Below are 16,655 nucleotides of genomic sequence, written 5' to 3'. Positions count from 1 at the left end.
GGGATGGGTTCACGGCGGGTCTTCAACTGGCTTCCCGTGCAGCCTCCGGACCTCACGCTGGCAACTCACTTTTAACGAGTCCCAAATAGACCATGGATATTACAAAGAACCTGAAAAAACCCGAACGAGTCGAGTTCATTTTGAATCGGCTCCAGGAACTGTATCCCGAGCCGCCGATACCGCTCGATCACAAAGACCCCTACACCCTACTGGTCGCTGTACTGTTGTCCGCCCAATGCACCGACGAGCGGGTCAACCAGGTCACCCCACATTTGTGGCAACTCGCCGACAACCCCGCGGACATGGCCAAAATACCCGTCGAAGACATCCAGGCCGTCATCCGCCCCTGCGGACTCTCGCCTCAGAAAGCCAAAGCCATCTCCAAACTGTCCCAGATACTCATCGACGAACACAACGGCGAAGTCCCCGATGACATAGACGCCCTGGAAAAACTGCCCGGCGTCGGCCACAAAACCGCCAGCGTCGTCATGAGCCAGGTTTTTGGCGTGCCCGCATTTCCGGTCGACACCCACATCCACCGGCTCGCACAACGCTGGGGACTGACCAACGGCAAAAATGTCACCCAAACCGAAAAAGACCTAAAACGCCTGTTCCCCAAAGACCGCTGGAACGCCCTGCACCTGCAGATCATCTATTATGGACGCGAGTACTGTTCCGCGCGGCGCTGTGATGGTACGGTGTGCGAGATTTGCCGGACCTGCTATCCAGCACGTAAACATCCCAAAAAAGTACACAAACCCTGAACCACCGGCACCCAATTCCAGACTGAAGGACACACAGGATGACCGCTCTACTCAAACACCTGCACCTGCTCTTTGTGTTGCTCTCTTTTATCGGTTTCTTTATCCGCGGCATCTGGATGATGCAGGGCTCTGGCTTGCTAAAACGCAAGTGGGCTCGAGTGCTGCCCCATATCAATGACACCCTGCTACTGGTGAGCGCCGTTGCCCTGGCTGTTGTCATGGGTTACTCGCCGGGCGATCATCCCTGGCTGATGACCAAAATCATCGCTCTGTTTGTCTACATCGGTGTGGGCGTGCTGGCCTTCCGGCACCCCAAAAAGCCGGTTCGGGTCGCCGCCTGGCTGATCGCGCTCGGGATTTTCCTCTACATTGTCAGCGTTGCCCTGTTCAAGCACCCGCTGGGCTTTATGTTGACCCTGGGCGCCTAAGTCACCCCCCGTGGCCGACTACGCGCCCACCTCCTGGCGACGACTGGCACTGTTCGCCCTGCTGTTTGTGCTGCTGACCGCTGCGGGGCTCTATTCCGTATGGGGTCAGTTTGCCGGGCGGGAACTGACCTTCGATACCCGTCTGCTGCAGCCCTGGGTGCTACTATCGCTGTTGGCATTGCTGGCCGTTTATTACCTCAGTGATGCACTGCGATTGGGGTACACCCTGCAGGCGCTGGGACACCGGGTCCCATTGCGGAGCCTTCTGTCACTCGTTTTTATCAACCTGTTTTTTTCCAATATCACACCTATGGCCACCGGAGGCGGTTTTGCGCAGATCTGGTATCTGCGCCGCGAAGGTGTGCCGTTTGGCCACGCGACCGCCGCCACGACTTTACGCACCCTGCTGGCGGTGGCGTTTATTTTTACCCTGGCGCCCCTGTGCCTGCTGACCCTGGACGTATTCAGCGAAGGCACCCTTGGAAAAAACATAGGGTGGGCGCTGGCGGGCTTTGTGGTGTTGTACCTGGGCTTTTTTGCCCTGGTACTGTTTCGCACCCACTGGCTGATTGGTCTGGTGAGTGTTCTGCTGCAACAGCTTCGCCGCTGGCATGGACTCAGTGATCGCCGCCACCGCCGCTGGCAGTTCCACCTGCGCCGGGAGATGTTGCGATTCGCGCGCGCGTTTCGCGAGTATGGTTCCGGTAACCACTGGGCGGTGTTCGCCTCCATCCTGTTTACGGCACTATTCCTGTTGAGCCTGTTCAGCTTTCCCGCGCTGCTTCTTTGGGGGCTGGACTACTCGGTCAGCTACGTGAACATCCTGGGGTTGCTGCTGGTGACGACCTTTATCATGTATTTTTCGCCGACCCCTGGCGCCTCAGGTATTTCTGAGGGAGTATTTGGTCACTTCTTTCGGTCCTTGATTGGTGGCCCCCACTTATTGCTGGTGACCCTTGCCTGGCGAGCACTGACCATCTACCTGGGGATGACCATCGGGCTGGTGCTGTTCAAGCGAACCCTGGCAAAAAATCTTTTACGCGACGCCCAACGGAATAAACGGTAATGAAAGCGCCACGCCTGATGAAATGGCTGTTCTATCTGAATTTGACGATCGTCGGCTTCCTGATCGGCTACAAGCTCTACCTCAACCTGGACCGCCCCGAGTACAACAGCCTGCACACGGAACAGCTACGCCTACTCAAAGATAACCTCGAATCCCGGGATGACTACCAGTTCGCGGTGGTAGGGAACATCAACAACTCGGTGGGCGTGTTTGAAAAGCGCATAACTCCCACGCTGAACCAGTCCGGCGTGAATTTCATGGTCTCCGCCGGCAATGCCGTCAGTGGCGGCGGTGAAGACAAATACCGCGCGCTCCACGGCACCCTGAGCCACCTGGACATTCCCTACCTGCTGACGTTCGGGGAACAGGAGCACGAGGACTTCGGCAGCTTCCGTTTTTACGAGCATTTCGGACCCTATTTCTATAACTTCAAGCTGGGCAACAGTCAGTTCATTTTTCTGGACAGCACCGGAAAAACCCCCTGGCGCTGGCAGATCGAGTGGCTCAAGGGGTTGCTGGGCGACGCCCAGTCAGGCCCGGTGTTCCTCTTCCTTGGGCATCCCCTCTACCCGGTCGAGCACGAGCTGCTGTTCGAGCGGGGAGACCAATACCTGCAGGACCCCACATTCAAGGATGCACTGCTTGGCCTCATTCACCAGCATGATGTCACGGCGGTGTTTTCGGCCAACCTACCGCTCTATTCCAGGCAAACCCATCAGGACACTCACTTCATTACCACGGGCGGTGGCGGCGGACTGGTACTGAACGATGACGTCAGCTTTTATCACTACGTCAAGGTCGCCGTATCGGGTCGCGATGTGGACATCACCATGGAACGCCTGGATGTTGGCCAACACCCGCTGCTCTCCACGCTGGAGAGCTTATGGTTTTTCATCTACTCCCTGTTCTATGTCGGGTACGTCAACTTCATCCTCCTGGTCAGCGCTTTCACGGTAATCGCCATCAAGCTCTACCAGCGTATTGTGGTCGGTCAGGACTACTACCCGGACTTTGATCTGGACCCCACCCCTTGGCAGAAGGCCCCCCTGCGGGTGGCCATGTTCACCAACAACTATCTACCGTTTATTGGCGGGGTGCCGCTGTCGATTGAACGGCTGCGCCGCGGGCTGACTGCCCTGGGAAATTCCGTACTGGTGGTGGCACCGCGGTATCGACGTCAGGACCCCGAGGAATCCGGTGTGGTTCGCGCCCACTCACTGCTGACGCTCGGTGTTCGGGGCGAGTTCAGGCTCCCCAATATTTTCCTGAAACGGATTCGCCGGGCGGTGCGGGAATTCAAGCCGGACCTCATTCATGTCCATCATCCGATATGGATGGGCTCTCTCGGGCTGTGGCTGGCCCGACGTCTGGACATACCTTCAGTCTACACGTACCACACGCGGCTCGAGCACTACGCCCACTTCGTACCGCTCCCCGGTGCACTGTTCCGCAACCTGATCTCGCACGGATTGATCAAACGCTTTGCTAATCGATGCAGCGGGGTCATCGTACCCACTAACTCCGCCGAGGATTACCTGCGTATGATCGGGGTGAAAACCCCGATCTTTGTACAACCCACCGGCATTGACTATGACCGTTTTCAGACGGTTGACGATGCGGCCTTGGCACGACTTCGCCAGCAATACACTCTGGAAGGAAAGCGGGTTCTGATCAGCGTGTCCCGATTGTCGACGGAAAAGAACATCGATTTTCTGCTGGATGCGGTGGCTCGGCTCAAAGACCAGACCAGAACGCCCTTTCATTTATTGATGATCGGCGACGGGCATGAACGCCACCGCCTGCAACAGCGAATCGAACAAGAGGCACTGGCCGACCATATCACGCTGGTGGGCGCGATCGCCCCGGAGGACATGGCCACTTACTACCGCCTGGGCGATCTCTTTGTCTTCGCTTCCAAATCGGAAACCCAGGGAATGGTCATCCTGGAGGCCATGGCCGCGTCCCTGCCCGTTGTCGCGGTGCGCTCCAGCGGCATTGATGATGTGGTCCGGGAGGATGAAAACGGCTATAAAACGCCCGATAATCTGGAGGTCTGGTGCCAGCGGGCCCGCCAACTGATCGAGGATGACATGCACCGTGATCGTCTTTCCCGGCAGGCACAATCGTTTGCACAGCAATATTCCACCGACGCATTTGCGCGCAACGTGAAAGGGATTTACAGTTGGCTGATGGCTGCCCACCATCAACATAAAAACCATTCAGAGTGGTAGAGGCACTTTCTTTACAGCAAAAACTTATAAGTTTCCGTTATCTAGACTGATTTCTAATAACAAAGGTGGGTTGAGTGGCCTACCGTTGACGGTGTCGCCAAAATGTCATATACAAGGCACTACGCTGTACAAAATTCATAACAAACCACTGGCGCGACTATGAAAAAACTATTTATTCTACTCAGTCTTCTGGTGTGCCTACCCAGCCAGGCCTGCGATGAAACCTGCAAGCGCGAGGCGGCCATGGAAGAGCACGGTGTCAAATTCCCCAGTTACCTCACGGCGTCCTACTGTCAGGACACCAGCGTCGCGTTTCTTTTACGCGCGCGGGAGAGCCTGCAAAGCTATCGGGATGAGAAGCTGACCACCGGCCATAAAGGAGGAATGCGCAACATCAGCAACTTCCTGAAGCAGCGCAAGCAATGGCTTGAGGAGTGTGATCAGTATCTGGCCCTGACCGATCAGGGACGGGTATTCCGCGATGAAGCCACCACCCAGAATATTCTGACGGCCATCGATTCAACCACTGCGGAACTCGACCGTCTGGTCACCAGCGGAGGCGGTGTTCACGCACCCGCCAGTCAGGCGGAAATGGCGGGTGTGCGGATGGATCAGTTGTTTATGGTGGTCGACAACCACCGGACCGATCTGCAACTGCGTGGTCAACTGGTAATTCGTTAATCCCTTTTTTTAAGCGACAGCTTGGGCCGCGCGGGGCGGTCCTTGCGCTGCTCAGCAAACTGTTTGGCACTTTCTTCCGCCCGACGGGCACGACTGTTAACGACGGTAGAGCGCTTCTGGGAGCCAGCATCCGAGCCGTTGGCGGCAGCAGCCAGCGCCTCCATACCCGATCGTAGCAGGCGCGCCTGATCGGCAAAGCTCAACCCTTGCGGATAGTTTGCCGGCGCGACGCCGGAGGGGTTGCGTACATCCCCCTCCACTTCCAGGCTGAAACCACTCGGGTGCTCCGCCCGGCCTCGGGCCAGATCCAGGGTCCATGTTTGGTAATCCAGGGATTCCATGGGTCAATCTCCGTTGAGGGAAGTGGCAGCGGCGCCCTTCCAGATCACGATTTGGTGGCGGCCCGACGCTGGCGCGCCGGCGGCGCGGCACCAATATGGGCCTCGTTGCGCTGACGCGCCAGTTCAATCTGTTTCTGCCGCTCAGCGAAGCGGGCCTTCTGGTCGTCCGTCAGTTGGTGGTAACAACGCGGACAACTGACGCCTTTCATATACTCCGGCGCCTGCTTGTCTTCTTCCGTGATCGGGTGACGACAGCCGTGACACTGATCATAGCTGCCGGGCTCAAGGCGGTGATTGACCGCGACGCGGTTATCAAACACAAAGCACTCACCCCGCCAGAGGCTCTCTTCCTCGGGGACTTCCTCCAGGTATTTGAGGATACCGCCCTGCAGGTGGTAAACCTCATCAAAGCCCTGGGCTTTCATATACGCGGTGGCCTTCTCGCACCGAATGCCGCCCGTGCAGAACATGGCCACTTTCTTGTAGCGCGACGGGTCGAGGTTATCCTGCACGTACTGGGGGAATTCGCGGAATGTCTCGGTCTCCGGGTCAAGCGCCCGCTCAAAGCTCCCGATCGCATACTCGTAGTGGTTACGGGTATCGATAACGAGTACCTCGGGGTCGGAGATCAGCGCGTTCCAGTCGCTCGGCGGCACGTAAGTGCCCACGCTCTGGCGAGGGTCAATACCCTCCACCCCCATGGTCACGATTTCCTTTTTCAGTTTGACCTTCATACGGTAAAACGGCTGCTCATCGCTTGGAGACTCCTTGTGCTCCAGATCCGCCAGTCGCGGGTCCGAGCGCAGGTAGTCCAGCAGGCCATCGATGCCCTCCCGGGAGCCGGCAACCGTGCCGTTGATGCCTTCATGGGCCAGCAGCAGCGTGCCTTTCAGACCCAGCGCCACGCAGCGCTCCCGCAGGGGATCACTGATCTCCTGGAAGTCAGGCAGAGAGGCAAATTTATACAGGGCAGCGACAACAAAAGCACTCATGGGAAGACAATAAACCTCGGGGAACTGACAGAAAGCGCGCATTATAAACGCTTAAATTTTGAACAACCAGCTTCAACCGGTGAATTGACGGGTCAATTCACCGGATTTCAGGACTTCGCGCCACCGCCCAGGCAGGGAGGCGAGCCCGGTACCTGATTCGCGTCGCGCCACTCCTCTGGGCTGTAGGTGTGCAGCGCCAGGGCATGGACCGGACCTCGTAGCTGCTCGGCGAGCGCCCCATAAACCGCCTGATGACGCTGCACCTGCCGCTTGCCAACAAAGGCCCCAGAGACCAACACGACCTTGAAATGACTCTCCGATCCGGGGGGCACATTATGCTGGTGGCTTTCATTGAGCACCTCCAGATGGAGGGGCTCGAAGGCCTCTGTCAAAGCACGGTTAATAGACGCTTCTACCGGTTTCATACACTACTCCACAAATTTTGTCGGCATTTTACCGATTGCCGACTACACTGTGTTAATTCATCCCTCAAAAAAACAATTGACCGCCATGCACCGTCCAGACACCATATCCATCAGGCGACGACGTCCAGCGCTCGCAATACCTCGGACGTGATGGGATAGACCGGGTAGTCACGGAAAAAATCCGCCAGATCGAAGGCCTCCAACACCCGTTCGCTGTAGTCCCGATGCCGGGCTCGCGCGGCGTCAAAGCCGCGAAACTGTAGTTGCTGCAGGCACTCCGGGCACACCCGCCAGGGCCAGGGGTCCGGCTCGGGTAACCGGGTGGCCACCGCCAGCCGCAGATCCGGCTGCTGGCGGCGCAACTGTTGCAGCGTCCGACAGTACGCCAGGTGGTACCCCGGCGCCGCCCAACTCTCTCCCGGCGCCTGCCCCCACACCAGAACCCGGCTGTTTTTATACGCCAGCGTATAATCGTGCAGGCATCGTAAGGCCGACCAGCCCAGTGTCAGGCCCGTGAGGAGCTCTTCCCGTTCCCGGGCGGTGAGATGCAGCTGAGGATCAAAAAACTCGAATGCCCCCAATTGCTCCGCCCCGAGAGACGCCCGCATGCGGTTGAACGGCTCAAACTCCAGAAAGTCCGGCAGCTTCACGAGCGTTCCTCGGTAAGCAACCCTTCGATACGGGATTCCGCATCGGTGCGCAACCGGAACTCAACCCGGCGGGAGCGGATTTCGTCCTCCTGGCCGTTTCGGGTCACCACCTTGGAGGAGGACAGTCCATTGGCGGTCAGATGCGCCTTGATCCAGGCCCGCTCCGGCTCCACGTCCGGCAGGCTGAGCAGGTAGGCCAGGGTTGTGCGGGTTCGAGCCTGGGACAGCGCCATATTGCGAATGTAGGCTTCCCGCTCCGGCAGGTTACCCCAGTCGCTGGAGGTGTGGCCTTCAATCCGCACCTCCAGAATGTCGTCCCGGTACTTGGGGGAGGTGATGATCGCCAGGTAGCGCGGGAAGAAGTCGGACAATATCGCCTCAAACGCGGGACGCAGGGTGTCTTCCCCCTGGGGAAAGAGCACTTCGGTGTCGTAAAAGCGCAGGCTGAGATCCCGGTTGAGTTCGGCTCCCCAGCGCGGCAGGTCGTCTCCGAACTCTTCCTGAAGATCGTCGTACAGCTGGGTCTTCAGGCGGTCGTAGAGCACCGCCACATCGCGAATTTTACGGCTCTCGATCTCGAGCTGAACCATATAGACCACGGCAATCAAAAGGAACACCATCATCAGTCCCCCCATCAGATCACTGACGGAGACCCAGTGCTCCTCGTGCTCTACATCATGGTTGGGCCGGGGTGCGAGCGGATTTTGCTGATTGGGACGCTGAGTCATGAGTGGTATCGGGGCCATTGGAATCAGTAACCGCGCCGCTGGCCTGAACCAGGGCGCGCAACTTGTCGGTCAGCGGTGAATAGTCGTTGACGAATTTCTCGGACAGTGAGGTCAATTGATAGCCAAAGGTGGTCAGCGCCTTGGTCAGTTCGCGCTCCAGTGCCTTATCAAGCTCCTCCAACTGACTGCCGGTACGGTCCACCAGGGCTTCCACCTGTTGGTGCATACCGTTCTGGGATTGAGTCAGACTGTCGGCCAGGTTGCGATGCACTTCCGCCGAGGTATCCCTCAGGGCCCGGGAGGCTTCATCCAGCACCTGGCTCAGTTGCTGTTGGTTGCGGGTCACGCTGTCCGCCAGCTGATCCGTGAGCGCATCCACCCGTCCCTCCAGAGAGGGAAGACCCGCCGCAGCCTTTTCAGCCACCGTCGATAGCTGGGACAGATACTGATCCAACCCCTGGGCCTGCGCCTGCAGCGCTTCCATCAGCCCGCCGAGAGACTCGGATACCTGATTGAACACCTCGGAGTGGGTGACCACTTTCTCATACGCCCGGCTGGCCTTGTCGAGCAGCTCACCATTGGACTTCTGAGTCACCAGAAGCTCCTGCAGTTCGGTTTTGTAGTTCTGCTGCCAGAGCAGCATATTACCCACCGCTTCATTGAGCTTCTTGAAGTTTTCGCCGTACTGAACGTCGATCTGGGCATTGAAGTCGGTCAGCACGGTTTCCAGCGCGCGAATCAGCGCCTGAGTGTTGGCCTCGGTCATATCGGCCTGATACTGCTCCAGAGACTGCTTCAGCCCCCGGATTTCGTCCTGCTGTTGCTGGCGCAAGCCCTGCACAGCAGCGTTCAGACCACCGGCATCGGGGTCGGACAGGGATTGGTGAATATCGGATAGCAGGTTGGCCAGATCATCGACCGTGGCCGCCTCGTAACTGGACTGGCGCCGATGCTGGCGCAGCGTGGTAGTCAAATGACGGAACTTGACCAACAAGGCGCCCAACAGGCCGGCGATGGAGGTCCAGAAGGCGGTCTGAAGCCCCTCAATCAACCCCGGAACGCTGGACTGGATATCCGTCGTGTCAAATTCCAGCAGCCCCAGCGCCACCCCGATAAAGGTACCGAAAATACCCGTACTGGTGAGAATGGTCGGGGCGTGTACCGCACTTTGGGAAGAGTAGCCCGGCCCGATGAAATAGACCGTCATCAGTACGATCAATGCCATCAAAACCAGTGACAGGGTTGAGAATTCGAGCAAGAAGTCCATAGAGGCCTGAGTCTGTATGCCGTCTCGGCGTTAACGTCGGCCCCGAGTGTAGCCTATTCGCCCCACGGTCGACCACTGCCGAGCACTCCCGCTCCTCTCAGAGAAACCGCGCCGCTCCCACGCTGACCCAGATGATGGCCAGCAGGATCAGACTGACCAGCACCAGTGCCGAGCCCATATCCTTGGCGCGACCCGCAAGCACATGCATTTCATCTCCCGTGCGATCAATCGCCGCCTCAATCGCCGAGTTCGCCAACTCCGCCATGATGACCCAGAACACACTGGCCACCAGCAGCAACCGCTCCATTAGGGTCGTCCCCAGCCAGAGCGAGGCCGGTAGCAGGATAACCGCCAACAGGACCTCCTGACGGAACGCCGCCTCGAAGCGCCAGGCCGCGGCAAAGCCGTGCATGGAGTACCCAAAGGCATCAACAATCCGGCGTAAACCGGTTTTTCCGGGTTTGGGCATAAGGTGGTAACACTCCTGGATGATCGCCAATGCCGCGTACGTTAACGGATTGTTGCGGCGATGGAAATCCCGGCCGTTCACTGTCATGGAAGATTCACAATGGAGTGCTATCAATACGCTGTCGGCGGCTGAAGTCCCAAGACCCAACCAAGGCGGTGACCTATGAACAGTCTCTTTGAACGCGTGCATCGGCTGGATACTCTCGCTTTTCTGTGGCTACACGTCACCAAGCGCTTCCCTTACCGCAAATCGGTTCGCTGGATTTCGAGAACCGGGGACGGCCACCTGTATATTCTGGGCTCCCTGGCACTGGCGCTGCTCGAGCCGGAGCACGGCCAGGCGTTTATCCTGGCGGGCATACTGGCCTACGCGCTGGATATCAGTCTCTACCTTTGGCTTAAAAATGCCATCAAGCGAGACCGGCCCGCCATGAAAATTGATTTCTACGAGGCCTGGATCACTCCCTCGGACCAGTTCAGCTTCCCCTCGGGGCATACCGCCGCCGCCTTTCTGTTTGCCGCGCTGGTTACCAGCTTTTATCCGGCTTTTGCCCTGCCCTGCTATCTGTGGGCCAGCATGATTGGCGCCAGCCGGGTGTTGCTGGGTGTGCACTACCCCAGCGATATCGCCGCCGGGGCCTTGCTGGGATCCGGAGCGGCAATGACGGGGCTCTATGCCTCCTCGATAATCTGGCCAACCACAGGCGTTTTATGAAGATACTGTACGGTGTTCAGGGCACGGGTAATGGCCACACCACCCGCGCGCGAATCATGGCAAGAGCACTCAAGGAGGAGGGAGTCGAAGTAGACTGGGTCTTTTCCGGGCGGGCGCCCGAAGACTATTTCGACATGGACACTTTCGGCTCGTACCGATGCTTTCGCGGTCTGACCTTTGTCACTGAGCACGGGCGGGTAAACTATCCTCGAACCATACTCAGCAGCCACCTGCGCACCCTTTACAGGGATATCCGCTCGCTGGATGTCAGCGGCTACGATCTGCTGATCAATGATTTCGAACCGGTAACCGCCTGGGCGGCGCGCCGAGCCGGGCTGCCCAGCATCGGCATTTCCCACCAATGTGCGTTTATGCACCAGATTCCGAAGCGGGGCGAAAACCTGTTTGTACGGGCCTTCATGCGGCAGTTCGCGCCGGTAGAGCACGCCATCGGTCTGCACTGGCACCACTTCAACCAGCCGATCCTGCCACCGCTGATTGAGCCCTCGCAGTACCCCAACGAGTGCCACGCCAAAGAGTATCTGGTGTATCTGCCCTTCGCTCAGCCCGAGGACATAGTGCCTCAGCTACGCGCGTTTCCGGACACCCGCTTCTACGTCTATCAGCCGGTACCGAAACCCATCGACGAGGGCCACATCCAGATCCGGCCCTTTTCCCGGGAAGGCTTTCAGGCCGATCTGCACCGGGTCGAGGGGGTCATTTGCAGCGCGGGTTTCGAGCTGCCCAGTGAGGCCATTCAGCTGGGCAAAAAGCTGCTGGTGCAGCCCGTGGTCGGTCAGATGGAGCAACAGTCGAATGCGTTCGCCTTGAGCCAACTCGGTTATGGTGCCGTGGCCCAGGTATTGACCGAAAAGGCCATTGGCGACTGGCTGGCCATGCCGCGTGCCCGACCGGTGGATTACCCCAACGTTGCCCAGGCGCTGGCACGCTGGCTGCTCAATGATCGGAAACCGGCGTTTGCGCAGTTGCGGGATGAGCTCTGGCGACAGGTGCCGGAGCCGGAAGCCAAGGTCAATCTGGAGCGTGCGTCCGCCACCGTTCAGCCCTGAACAGGGTGTCGGTGGCGGTTCAACGGTCAGAGGTCAAAAATCAGAGGTCGACTTTGCCGCGATTGCGTTTGATCGCGCCGCGCTGGGTTTTTCGATCCATCCGTTTTTGCCGCGCGGCCTTGGAGGGGCGAGTGGGCCGCCGGGGCTTGGGTCGGTGGCTGGCTTTGGCAATCAGCTCCGCCAACCGCTCCAGCGCATCGGCCCGGTTTTTCTCCCAGGTTCTGAAGCGCTGGGCTTTGAGCACCAGAACACCGTCTGCGGTGATCCGCTGGTCGCGCATCTGCAGCAGACGCTCCTTGACCGCTTCGGGCAGCGAAGACGCCTGAACATCAAAACGCAGGTGCACCGCGCTGTTGACCTTGTTGACATTCTGACCCCCCGCCCCCTGGGCGCGAATGGCCGTCAATTCGACTTCGTGCTCCGGAATCATCAGGGAAGGGGGCAAAACGCGATCTCTCTCTTGCAGGGATAGGGTTCAGGAGGGAATCAGGGTGACCGGTTGCCGATCGTCGAGCAGCACCGGCTGCAGGCGACGATCGTATCGGGTCTGATGGGCACGCCAGCGGACCAATGCGCCACCGGCCAGCAGGCCGACCAGGGCGCCAATGGCGCTCAGGCCATCGGATGCCCAGAGCTGCTGGGCCACGCCGGCACCGGCCAACATGCCAAACAGCGGTGTGAGATAGACAAACAGGGAGCCGTTGACCACAACACTTTCGGGTACCCCAATCTGGATTTCCTGATCAATGCGGTAATCCGCCGGATCCCGTCCTTCCAGAAGCACCCACAGGTAACTGGTATGTCCCATGAGCCGCGCCATCAGGCTCTGACCACAACCTTTTTCCGCCGCGCAGCTACCACAGGTGGAGCGCTGGATGGTTTCCACCCAGAGTCCATCGGTTTCAATGGCGACAATGCGGCCGGTTTCGGAAATCATGGTGTTACCTCACGGGTCCCGGACAAAGGAGTTATGCCTTGGGCCAGTTGCTCAGCGACGGCGCCGGGGATCTCGCCCACCACGGTCACTCGGTACTGCTGATTGTCCGTTGCCAGCTGCCCCATGAATGCCGACGTGGCCCCTCGATGGGCACGCCCGGCAATCTCCGAGGAGTTGGCCACCGGCTGCAGGAATACCGAAAAACTGGCCAGACCGTCGGTATACATTAACATATCAATGCCATTCGGAAGACGCTTTTCCCCGGAATAGGCAAACCCTGGGGGCAGCCAATTCAGGCTCCATCGGGTCGGCTGACCCGCCTCGGCATCCAGGCAGTCGGTGCGATCTTCAGGCCAGGATCCGACCTCTTCCCGCAGGGGTTCGACATCGGGGTTGATGTCCAGATCCACGAACTGGAAGCGCTCCAGCAACCGCTGCTGTTCATCGACCAACAGCGCCTTGAGCAGCAGCCCGGTGTCCCGGTCCACCCCCAGCAGATAGCCATAGCGAAGCTGATCCCTGGGGCGTACCTCAAGGGTATAGGTCTCTCGACCGGCCACCCGGTCGGAACCTCGGACGGTCAACTGGTAGTAGCGGTCAAGGCGAGCGACCGCTTTGGGGGACACATCGGCGTTGAGCAGGCGGTAACCGGTTGTCTGACATCCGGCCATACCATTCAGTTGTTGGGCGGTACCAGCGGGACCGTTCAGATACTCGAGCCGCTCCACGACCCGCTCACCGTCTGACCAGCGGTATACCCGGAAGCTCTCCATGGCATTGCGATGCTCATAGGTGAAAGAGCCCCGGTAATTCAGGTTCTGCCCGGCACGAGCCATGCTCTGGAGCAGGCTCAGCGGATCTGGACTGTCTGCTTGAGCTGGACGGTCTGCCTGAGCCGCCCAGCCTGCGGATAGCAACACCAGGCTTGCCAGCAGTCGCCCCATCACGGCGCTTTACTCCTCGTCTTGATTGGTCACCCGAGCAAAAGGCAGAACACCCTGATTGCTGTTGCGCGCGGCGTGATCACTGTGGGCCTGCATCAACTGGTTCAGGTAGGCGCGGATTTCCTCGGCGGGGATCTGACCGGATTCGGCGCGCACCGGCACAAAAATGACTTCTCTGGAGGGGCGCTGCACCGGGTCATAGCCGCTTTCCGCGCTGGCGGTACGGGCCATGGGCAGGGACGGTGCCTGATAACCCGCAGGCAGAGACACCGGCTCGGAACGGCCGATATCGCTCTCGGCACTGCCGCTCTCGGCAGGCGAGGTGCCGGCTATGGTGTTGTCAGCCTCCATACCCGGGTACTGCTGGACCCCGATCAATACCGCCCCGGCCACCGAGGCGGCTACCGCGACCTGTCCGACGCGCTGCCACCAATGACGGTGTCCGGCCGCCGGCGCCGCCTCGTCGGCGAGCGCCTCACTGATCCGGTCCGCAAAGCCCGAAGGCGCCATGACTTCCAGCTCACGTCGCATTACCGAGCCCGCCAGCTGGTAACGGGACCAGCGTGCGTTCAACTCCGAATCCGCTGAGTCGTCAGCGCCGGCTTTCAGTAAACGACGTACTTCCAGCGGAGACGCTTCACCATCGACCAGTGCCGACAGTGACTCATTCAGGGAGTGATTGCTCTGTTCAGTCATCGCGCATGTACCTTCATCAAGCGATATCAATAGTGGCTGAAGCACTGCTGAATGCTTCCAACCCCGGGCCTTCATTGGGTGAGACTGGGCTCTCCCCCAAAGGTTCAGCCGAAATCCAAAAAAATCTTAACAAACATTTACGACTCTGCCACCAGCGGTTCGATGCACCGATCGATGGCTTCGCGAGCCCGGAATATCCGGGATCTCACGGTACCAACCGGACAATCCATGATATGAGCGATGTCCTCATAGCTCAGCCCCTCCATCTCCCGCAGTGTCACCGCGGTGCGCAGATCTTCCGGCAGGTCCCGTATTGCCTTGTCCACCACGGCCTGGAGCTCATCGCGCATCAGGCTGCGCTCCGGACTCTCGATATCCTTCAGAGCCTCGCTGCCGGTATAAAACTCGGCATCGTCCACTTCAACATCGCTGGCCGGGGGGCGCCGATTGCGCGCCACCAGGTGGTTCTTCGCTGTGTTGATGGCAATCCGGTACAACCAGGTGTAAAAGGCGCTGTCGCCCCGGAACTTGGCCAGAGCCCGATAGGCCTTGATGAACGCCTCTTGAGCCACATCCTGCACTTCCGCCTGATCGCGGATATAGCGCCCGATAATGGCATAAATTTTGTGCTGGTACTTGATGACCAACAGATCGAAGGCGCGCTTATCGCCCTTCTGTACTCGCTCGACCAGCTGTTGATCGGTGTCCTGCGCGGCGTGCGCTGTCATCCCATAACCCCCAAGCGACCCGGAGCCCACAACCGGACTCCAGTGTCATTCATCTGTTGTTGTTTGCCACTTCTGTGGTTTGCCTCTGTCAGCCCGCAACTGCGAGCACGCCTCGTTGCTATGGTAGGTGGCCACCCGGTCACTACCGGTGCCCCACTGACCAAAGGCCCGACAAAAAGTTCATAAGTGCTGCGTCTCATATTACCCAATGATCTCTAAGACACTGGCCACGAGCCTTGCTATTATACGGGTTTATACCATCTACCTCTAACGTTACGGTCGGCCCAGGCCGCATCCGTACCGCAGAACGATGATCCCGGAGCGCGCCCGACGACGTAAATGGCCCTACCGGGCATCGCCCCTTGGCAGGACAGGTACACACTGAATGAGCAACCACTTTAGCAGCGATATTCTCGTTATCGGATCCGGTGCCGCCGGTCTGACACTGGCATTGCAACTGGCCCGGCACGGAAGGGTTCATGTGCTGAGTAAAAATGCCGTCAACGAGGGCTCGACCTGGTTTGCCCAAGGCGGCATTGCAGCGGTTCTGGACGACGACGATTCCATCGAAGCCCATGTCAGCGATACACTCAATGCCGGCGGAGGCCTCTGCCATGAAGACGCGGTCCGGTTTACCGTTGAGCGCAGCAAGGGGGCCATTCGCTGGCTGATTGATCAGGGCGTCAACTTTACCCGGGAAGGCAGCAACGGCGGTTACCACCTGACCCAGGAGGGCGGCCACAGCCACCGGCGCATCATTCACAGTGCCGACGCCACCGGTGAAGCCGTGCACAGCACCCTGATCGACCGGGTGCGCGCCGAACCCAATATCGAACTGTTTGAGGACCATGTCGCCCTCAACCTGATCACCCAGGCCGACAAAGGCTCACCCAAACTGCGCTGCACCGGCGCCTATGCGCTCAACCGGCGCGACGACCATGTGCATGTGTTTCAGTCCCGCGTGGTGGTACTGGCCACCGGGGGCGCCAGCAAGGTCTATCTGTACACCAGCAACCCCGACAGCGCCAGTGGTGACGGCATTGCCATGGCCTGGCGGGCGGGCTGCCGGGTCGCCAACATGGAGTTCAACCAGTTTCACCCGACATGCCTCTACCACCCCCGGGCCAAAACCTTTCTGATTACCGAAGCGCTGCGTGGTGAAGGCGCCTATCTGCGCCTGCCCAGTGGCGAACGCTTCATGACCCGGTTCGACGAGCGCGCCGAACTGGCGCCGCGCGACATTGTGGCCCGGGCCATCGACCATGAAATGAAGCGCCTCGGCTGCGACTGCCTCTATCTGGATATCAGCCACAAGCCGGCCGAGTTCATCAGCGAACATTTCCCGACGGTCAAAGCCCGCTGTCTGGAATTCGGTATCGACATCACCAAAGAGCCGATCCCCGTGGTACCGGCGGCCCACTACACCTGCGGGGGAATCATGGTGGATCACCACGGGCAGACCGACCTGCTCAACCTCTACGCGATCGGGGAGACATCGTTTACCGGCCTGCACGGTGCCAACCG

Annotated in this window: 20 protein-coding genes; 8 read left to right on the top strand and 12 right to left on the bottom strand. The window is 59.2% G+C overall.

Features of this window, described 5'->3' with window-relative positions; all coding sequences use genetic code 11:
- Nucleotides 1-92 precede the first annotated feature (92 nt).
- From nth to B3187_RS02205, 5 genes are all read left to right on the top strand, one after another.
- Nucleotides 93-764 (top strand): endonuclease III, encoded by a 672-nt coding sequence (gene nth / locus B3187_RS02225; RefSeq protein ID WP_286804424.1) that lies wholly within the window; start codon nt 93-95, stop codon nt 762-764.
- Between the two features lie 38 nt (nt 765-802).
- Entirely contained in the window at nt 803-1,192 is a 390-nt protein-coding gene (locus tag B3187_RS02220) for a SirB2 family protein (RefSeq protein WP_286804423.1), read from the top strand.
- Between the two features lie 10 nt (nt 1,193-1,202).
- Complete coding sequence (locus B3187_RS02215; RefSeq protein ID WP_286804422.1) at nt 1,203-2,258, top strand: lysylphosphatidylglycerol synthase transmembrane domain-containing protein; 1,056 nt, start codon at nt 1,203-1,205, stop codon at nt 2,256-2,258.
- Nucleotides 2,258-4,489 (top strand): glycosyltransferase, encoded by a 2,232-nt coding sequence (locus B3187_RS02210; RefSeq protein WP_286804421.1) that lies wholly within the window; start codon nt 2,258-2,260, stop codon nt 4,487-4,489. The genes B3187_RS02215 and B3187_RS02210 overlap by 1 nt, the downstream gene beginning before the upstream one ends.
- A gap of 159 nt (nt 4,490-4,648) precedes the next feature.
- Complete coding sequence (locus B3187_RS02205) at nt 4,649-5,170, top strand: hypothetical protein (protein WP_286804420.1); 522 nt, start codon at nt 4,649-4,651, stop codon at nt 5,168-5,170.
- Here the strand turns inward: B3187_RS02205 and B3187_RS02200 are convergent.
- From B3187_RS02200 to B3187_RS02170, 7 genes are all read right to left on the bottom strand, one after another.
- On the bottom strand, nt 5,167-5,511 hold the full coding sequence (locus tag B3187_RS02200) for a hypothetical protein (protein WP_286804419.1): 345 nt from the start codon (nt 5,509-5,511) through the stop codon (nt 5,167-5,169). The genes B3187_RS02205 and B3187_RS02200 overlap by 4 nt on opposite strands.
- Before the next feature lie 44 nt (nt 5,512-5,555).
- Nucleotides 5,556-6,503 carry a rhodanese-related sulfurtransferase gene (locus tag B3187_RS02195; RefSeq protein ID WP_286804418.1) on the bottom strand — a complete coding sequence of 316 codons (948 nt, stop codon included), beginning with the start codon at nt 6,501-6,503 and terminating at the stop codon, nt 5,556-5,558.
- A 107-nt stretch (nt 6,504-6,610) separates the two neighbouring features.
- Nucleotides 6,611-6,928 carry a BolA/IbaG family iron-sulfur metabolism protein gene (locus B3187_RS02190; protein ID WP_286804417.1) on the bottom strand — a complete coding sequence of 106 codons (318 nt, stop codon included), beginning with the start codon at nt 6,926-6,928 and terminating at the stop codon, nt 6,611-6,613.
- A 110-nt stretch (nt 6,929-7,038) separates the two neighbouring features.
- A complete protein-coding gene (locus tag B3187_RS02185; RefSeq protein WP_286804416.1) occupies nt 7,039-7,578 on the bottom strand; it encodes a hypothetical protein in 540 nt (179 codons plus the stop codon).
- Entirely contained in the window at nt 7,575-8,306 is a 732-nt protein-coding gene (locus B3187_RS02180; protein WP_286804415.1) for an OmpA family protein, read from the bottom strand. The genes B3187_RS02185 and B3187_RS02180 overlap by 4 nt, the downstream gene beginning before the upstream one ends.
- Nucleotides 8,254-9,573: a hypothetical protein gene (locus tag B3187_RS02175; protein WP_024460613.1), complete on the bottom strand. Its 1,320-nt coding sequence runs from the start codon at nt 9,571-9,573 to the stop codon at nt 8,254-8,256. The genes B3187_RS02180 and B3187_RS02175 overlap by 53 nt, the downstream gene beginning before the upstream one ends.
- A 97-nt stretch (nt 9,574-9,670) precedes the next feature.
- Entirely contained in the window at nt 9,671-10,042 is a 372-nt protein-coding gene (locus B3187_RS02170; protein WP_024460614.1) for a diacylglycerol kinase, read from the bottom strand.
- Between the two features lie 162 nt (nt 10,043-10,204).
- Here B3187_RS02170 and B3187_RS02165 point away from each other — a divergent pair, with 162 nt between their 5' ends.
- Nucleotides 10,205-10,756, top strand: coding sequence for a phosphatase PAP2 family protein (locus B3187_RS02165; protein ID WP_286804414.1), 552 nt, complete (start codon nt 10,205-10,207; stop codon nt 10,754-10,756).
- The gene (locus tag B3187_RS02160; RefSeq protein WP_286804413.1) at nt 10,753-11,826 is read left to right on the top strand and encodes an MJ1255/VC2487 family glycosyltransferase; all 1,074 of its coding nucleotides are present in this window, start codon (nt 10,753-10,755) and stop codon (nt 11,824-11,826) included. Before B3187_RS02165 ends, B3187_RS02160 begins: the two co-directional genes overlap by 4 nt.
- Nucleotides 11,827-11,866: 40 nt before the next feature.
- Here the strand turns inward: B3187_RS02160 and arfB are convergent, their stop codons facing one another.
- The 5 genes from arfB to rpoE form a co-directional block, all read right to left on the bottom strand.
- Nucleotides 11,867-12,256, bottom strand: coding sequence for an alternative ribosome rescue aminoacyl-tRNA hydrolase ArfB (gene arfB / locus B3187_RS02155; protein WP_286804427.1), 390 nt, complete (start codon nt 12,254-12,256; stop codon nt 11,867-11,869).
- A gap of 45 nt (nt 12,257-12,301) precedes the next feature.
- Complete coding sequence (locus tag B3187_RS02150; RefSeq protein WP_123637727.1) at nt 12,302-12,763, bottom strand: SoxR reducing system RseC family protein; 462 nt, start codon at nt 12,761-12,763, stop codon at nt 12,302-12,304.
- Nucleotides 12,760-13,707 (bottom strand): MucB/RseB C-terminal domain-containing protein, encoded by a 948-nt coding sequence (locus tag B3187_RS02145; protein ID WP_286804426.1) that lies wholly within the window; start codon nt 13,705-13,707, stop codon nt 12,760-12,762. The genes B3187_RS02150 and B3187_RS02145 overlap by 4 nt, the downstream gene beginning before the upstream one ends.
- A 9-nt stretch (nt 13,708-13,716) precedes the next feature.
- The gene (locus B3187_RS02140; RefSeq protein WP_286804412.1) at nt 13,717-14,403 is read right to left on the bottom strand and encodes a sigma-E factor negative regulatory protein; all 687 of its coding nucleotides are present in this window, start codon (nt 14,401-14,403) and stop codon (nt 13,717-13,719) included.
- 137 nt (nt 14,404-14,540) lie between these two features.
- Nucleotides 14,541-15,131 carry an RNA polymerase sigma factor RpoE gene (rpoE, locus tag B3187_RS02135; protein ID WP_024460621.1) on the bottom strand — a complete coding sequence of 197 codons (591 nt, stop codon included), beginning with the start codon at nt 15,129-15,131 and terminating at the stop codon, nt 14,541-14,543.
- Between the two features lie 385 nt (nt 15,132-15,516).
- On the opposite strand from rpoE, the gene nadB reads away from it, so the two are divergent.
- The coding region (gene nadB, locus B3187_RS02130) for an L-aspartate oxidase (RefSeq protein ID WP_286804411.1) at nt 15,517-16,655 on the top strand (1,139 nt) is incomplete at its 3' end.

Source organism: Marinimicrobium sp. UBA4209 (genome assembly GCF_002381585.1).
GTDB lineage: Bacteria > Pseudomonadota > Gammaproteobacteria > Pseudomonadales > Cellvibrionaceae > Marinimicrobium > Marinimicrobium koreense.
This window is presented reverse-complemented; position numbering and strand designations above follow the sequence as displayed.

What these genes read in the sequence shown, in the direction of transcription:
- nth (WP_286804424.1), top strand. Translation starts at nt 93, where the DNA reads ATGGATATTACAAAGAACCTGAAAAAACCCGAACGAGTCGAGTTCATT.
- B3187_RS02220 (WP_286804423.1), top strand. Translation starts at nt 803, where the DNA reads ATGACCGCTCTACTCAAACACCTGCACCTGCTCTTTGTGTTGCTCTCT.
- B3187_RS02210 (WP_286804421.1), top strand. Translation starts at nt 2,258, where the DNA reads ATGAAAGCGCCACGCCTGATGAAATGGCTGTTCTATCTGAATTTGACG.
- B3187_RS02205 (WP_286804420.1), top strand. Translation starts at nt 4,649, where the DNA reads ATGAAAAAACTATTTATTCTACTCAGTCTTCTGGTGTGCCTACCCAGC.
- B3187_RS02200 (WP_286804419.1), bottom strand. Translation starts at nt 5,511, where the DNA reads ATGGAATCCCTGGATTACCAAACATGGACCCTGGATCTGGCCCGAGGC.
- B3187_RS02195 (WP_286804418.1), bottom strand. Translation starts at nt 6,503, where the DNA reads ATGAGTGCTTTTGTTGTCGCTGCCCTGTATAAATTTGCCTCTCTGCCT.
- B3187_RS02190 (WP_286804417.1), bottom strand. Translation starts at nt 6,928, where the DNA reads ATGAAACCGGTAGAAGCGTCTATTAACCGTGCTTTGACAGAGGCCTTC.
- B3187_RS02180 (WP_286804415.1), bottom strand. Translation starts at nt 8,306, where the DNA reads ATGACTCAGCGTCCCAATCAGCAAAATCCGCTCGCACCCCGGCCCAAC.
- B3187_RS02175 (WP_024460613.1), bottom strand. Translation starts at nt 9,573, where the DNA reads ATGGACTTCTTGCTCGAATTCTCAACCCTGTCACTGGTTTTGATGGCA.
- B3187_RS02170 (WP_024460614.1), bottom strand. Translation starts at nt 10,042, where the DNA reads ATGCCCAAACCCGGAAAAACCGGTTTACGCCGGATTGTTGATGCCTTT.
- B3187_RS02165 (WP_286804414.1), top strand. Translation starts at nt 10,205, where the DNA reads ATGAACAGTCTCTTTGAACGCGTGCATCGGCTGGATACTCTCGCTTTT.
- B3187_RS02160 (WP_286804413.1), top strand. Translation starts at nt 10,753, where the DNA reads ATGAAGATACTGTACGGTGTTCAGGGCACGGGTAATGGCCACACCACC.
- arfB (WP_286804427.1), bottom strand. Translation starts at nt 12,256, where the DNA reads ATGATTCCGGAGCACGAAGTCGAATTGACGGCCATTCGCGCCCAGGGG.
- B3187_RS02150 (WP_123637727.1), bottom strand. Translation starts at nt 12,763, where the DNA reads ATGATTTCCGAAACCGGCCGCATTGTCGCCATTGAAACCGATGGACTC.
- B3187_RS02145 (WP_286804426.1), bottom strand. Translation starts at nt 13,707, where the DNA reads ATGGGGCGACTGCTGGCAAGCCTGGTGTTGCTATCCGCAGGCTGGGCG.
- B3187_RS02140 (WP_286804412.1), bottom strand. Translation starts at nt 14,403, where the DNA reads ATGACTGAACAGAGCAATCACTCCCTGAATGAGTCACTGTCGGCACTG.
- rpoE (WP_024460621.1), bottom strand. Translation starts at nt 15,131, where the DNA reads ATGACAGCGCACGCCGCGCAGGACACCGATCAACAGCTGGTCGAGCGA.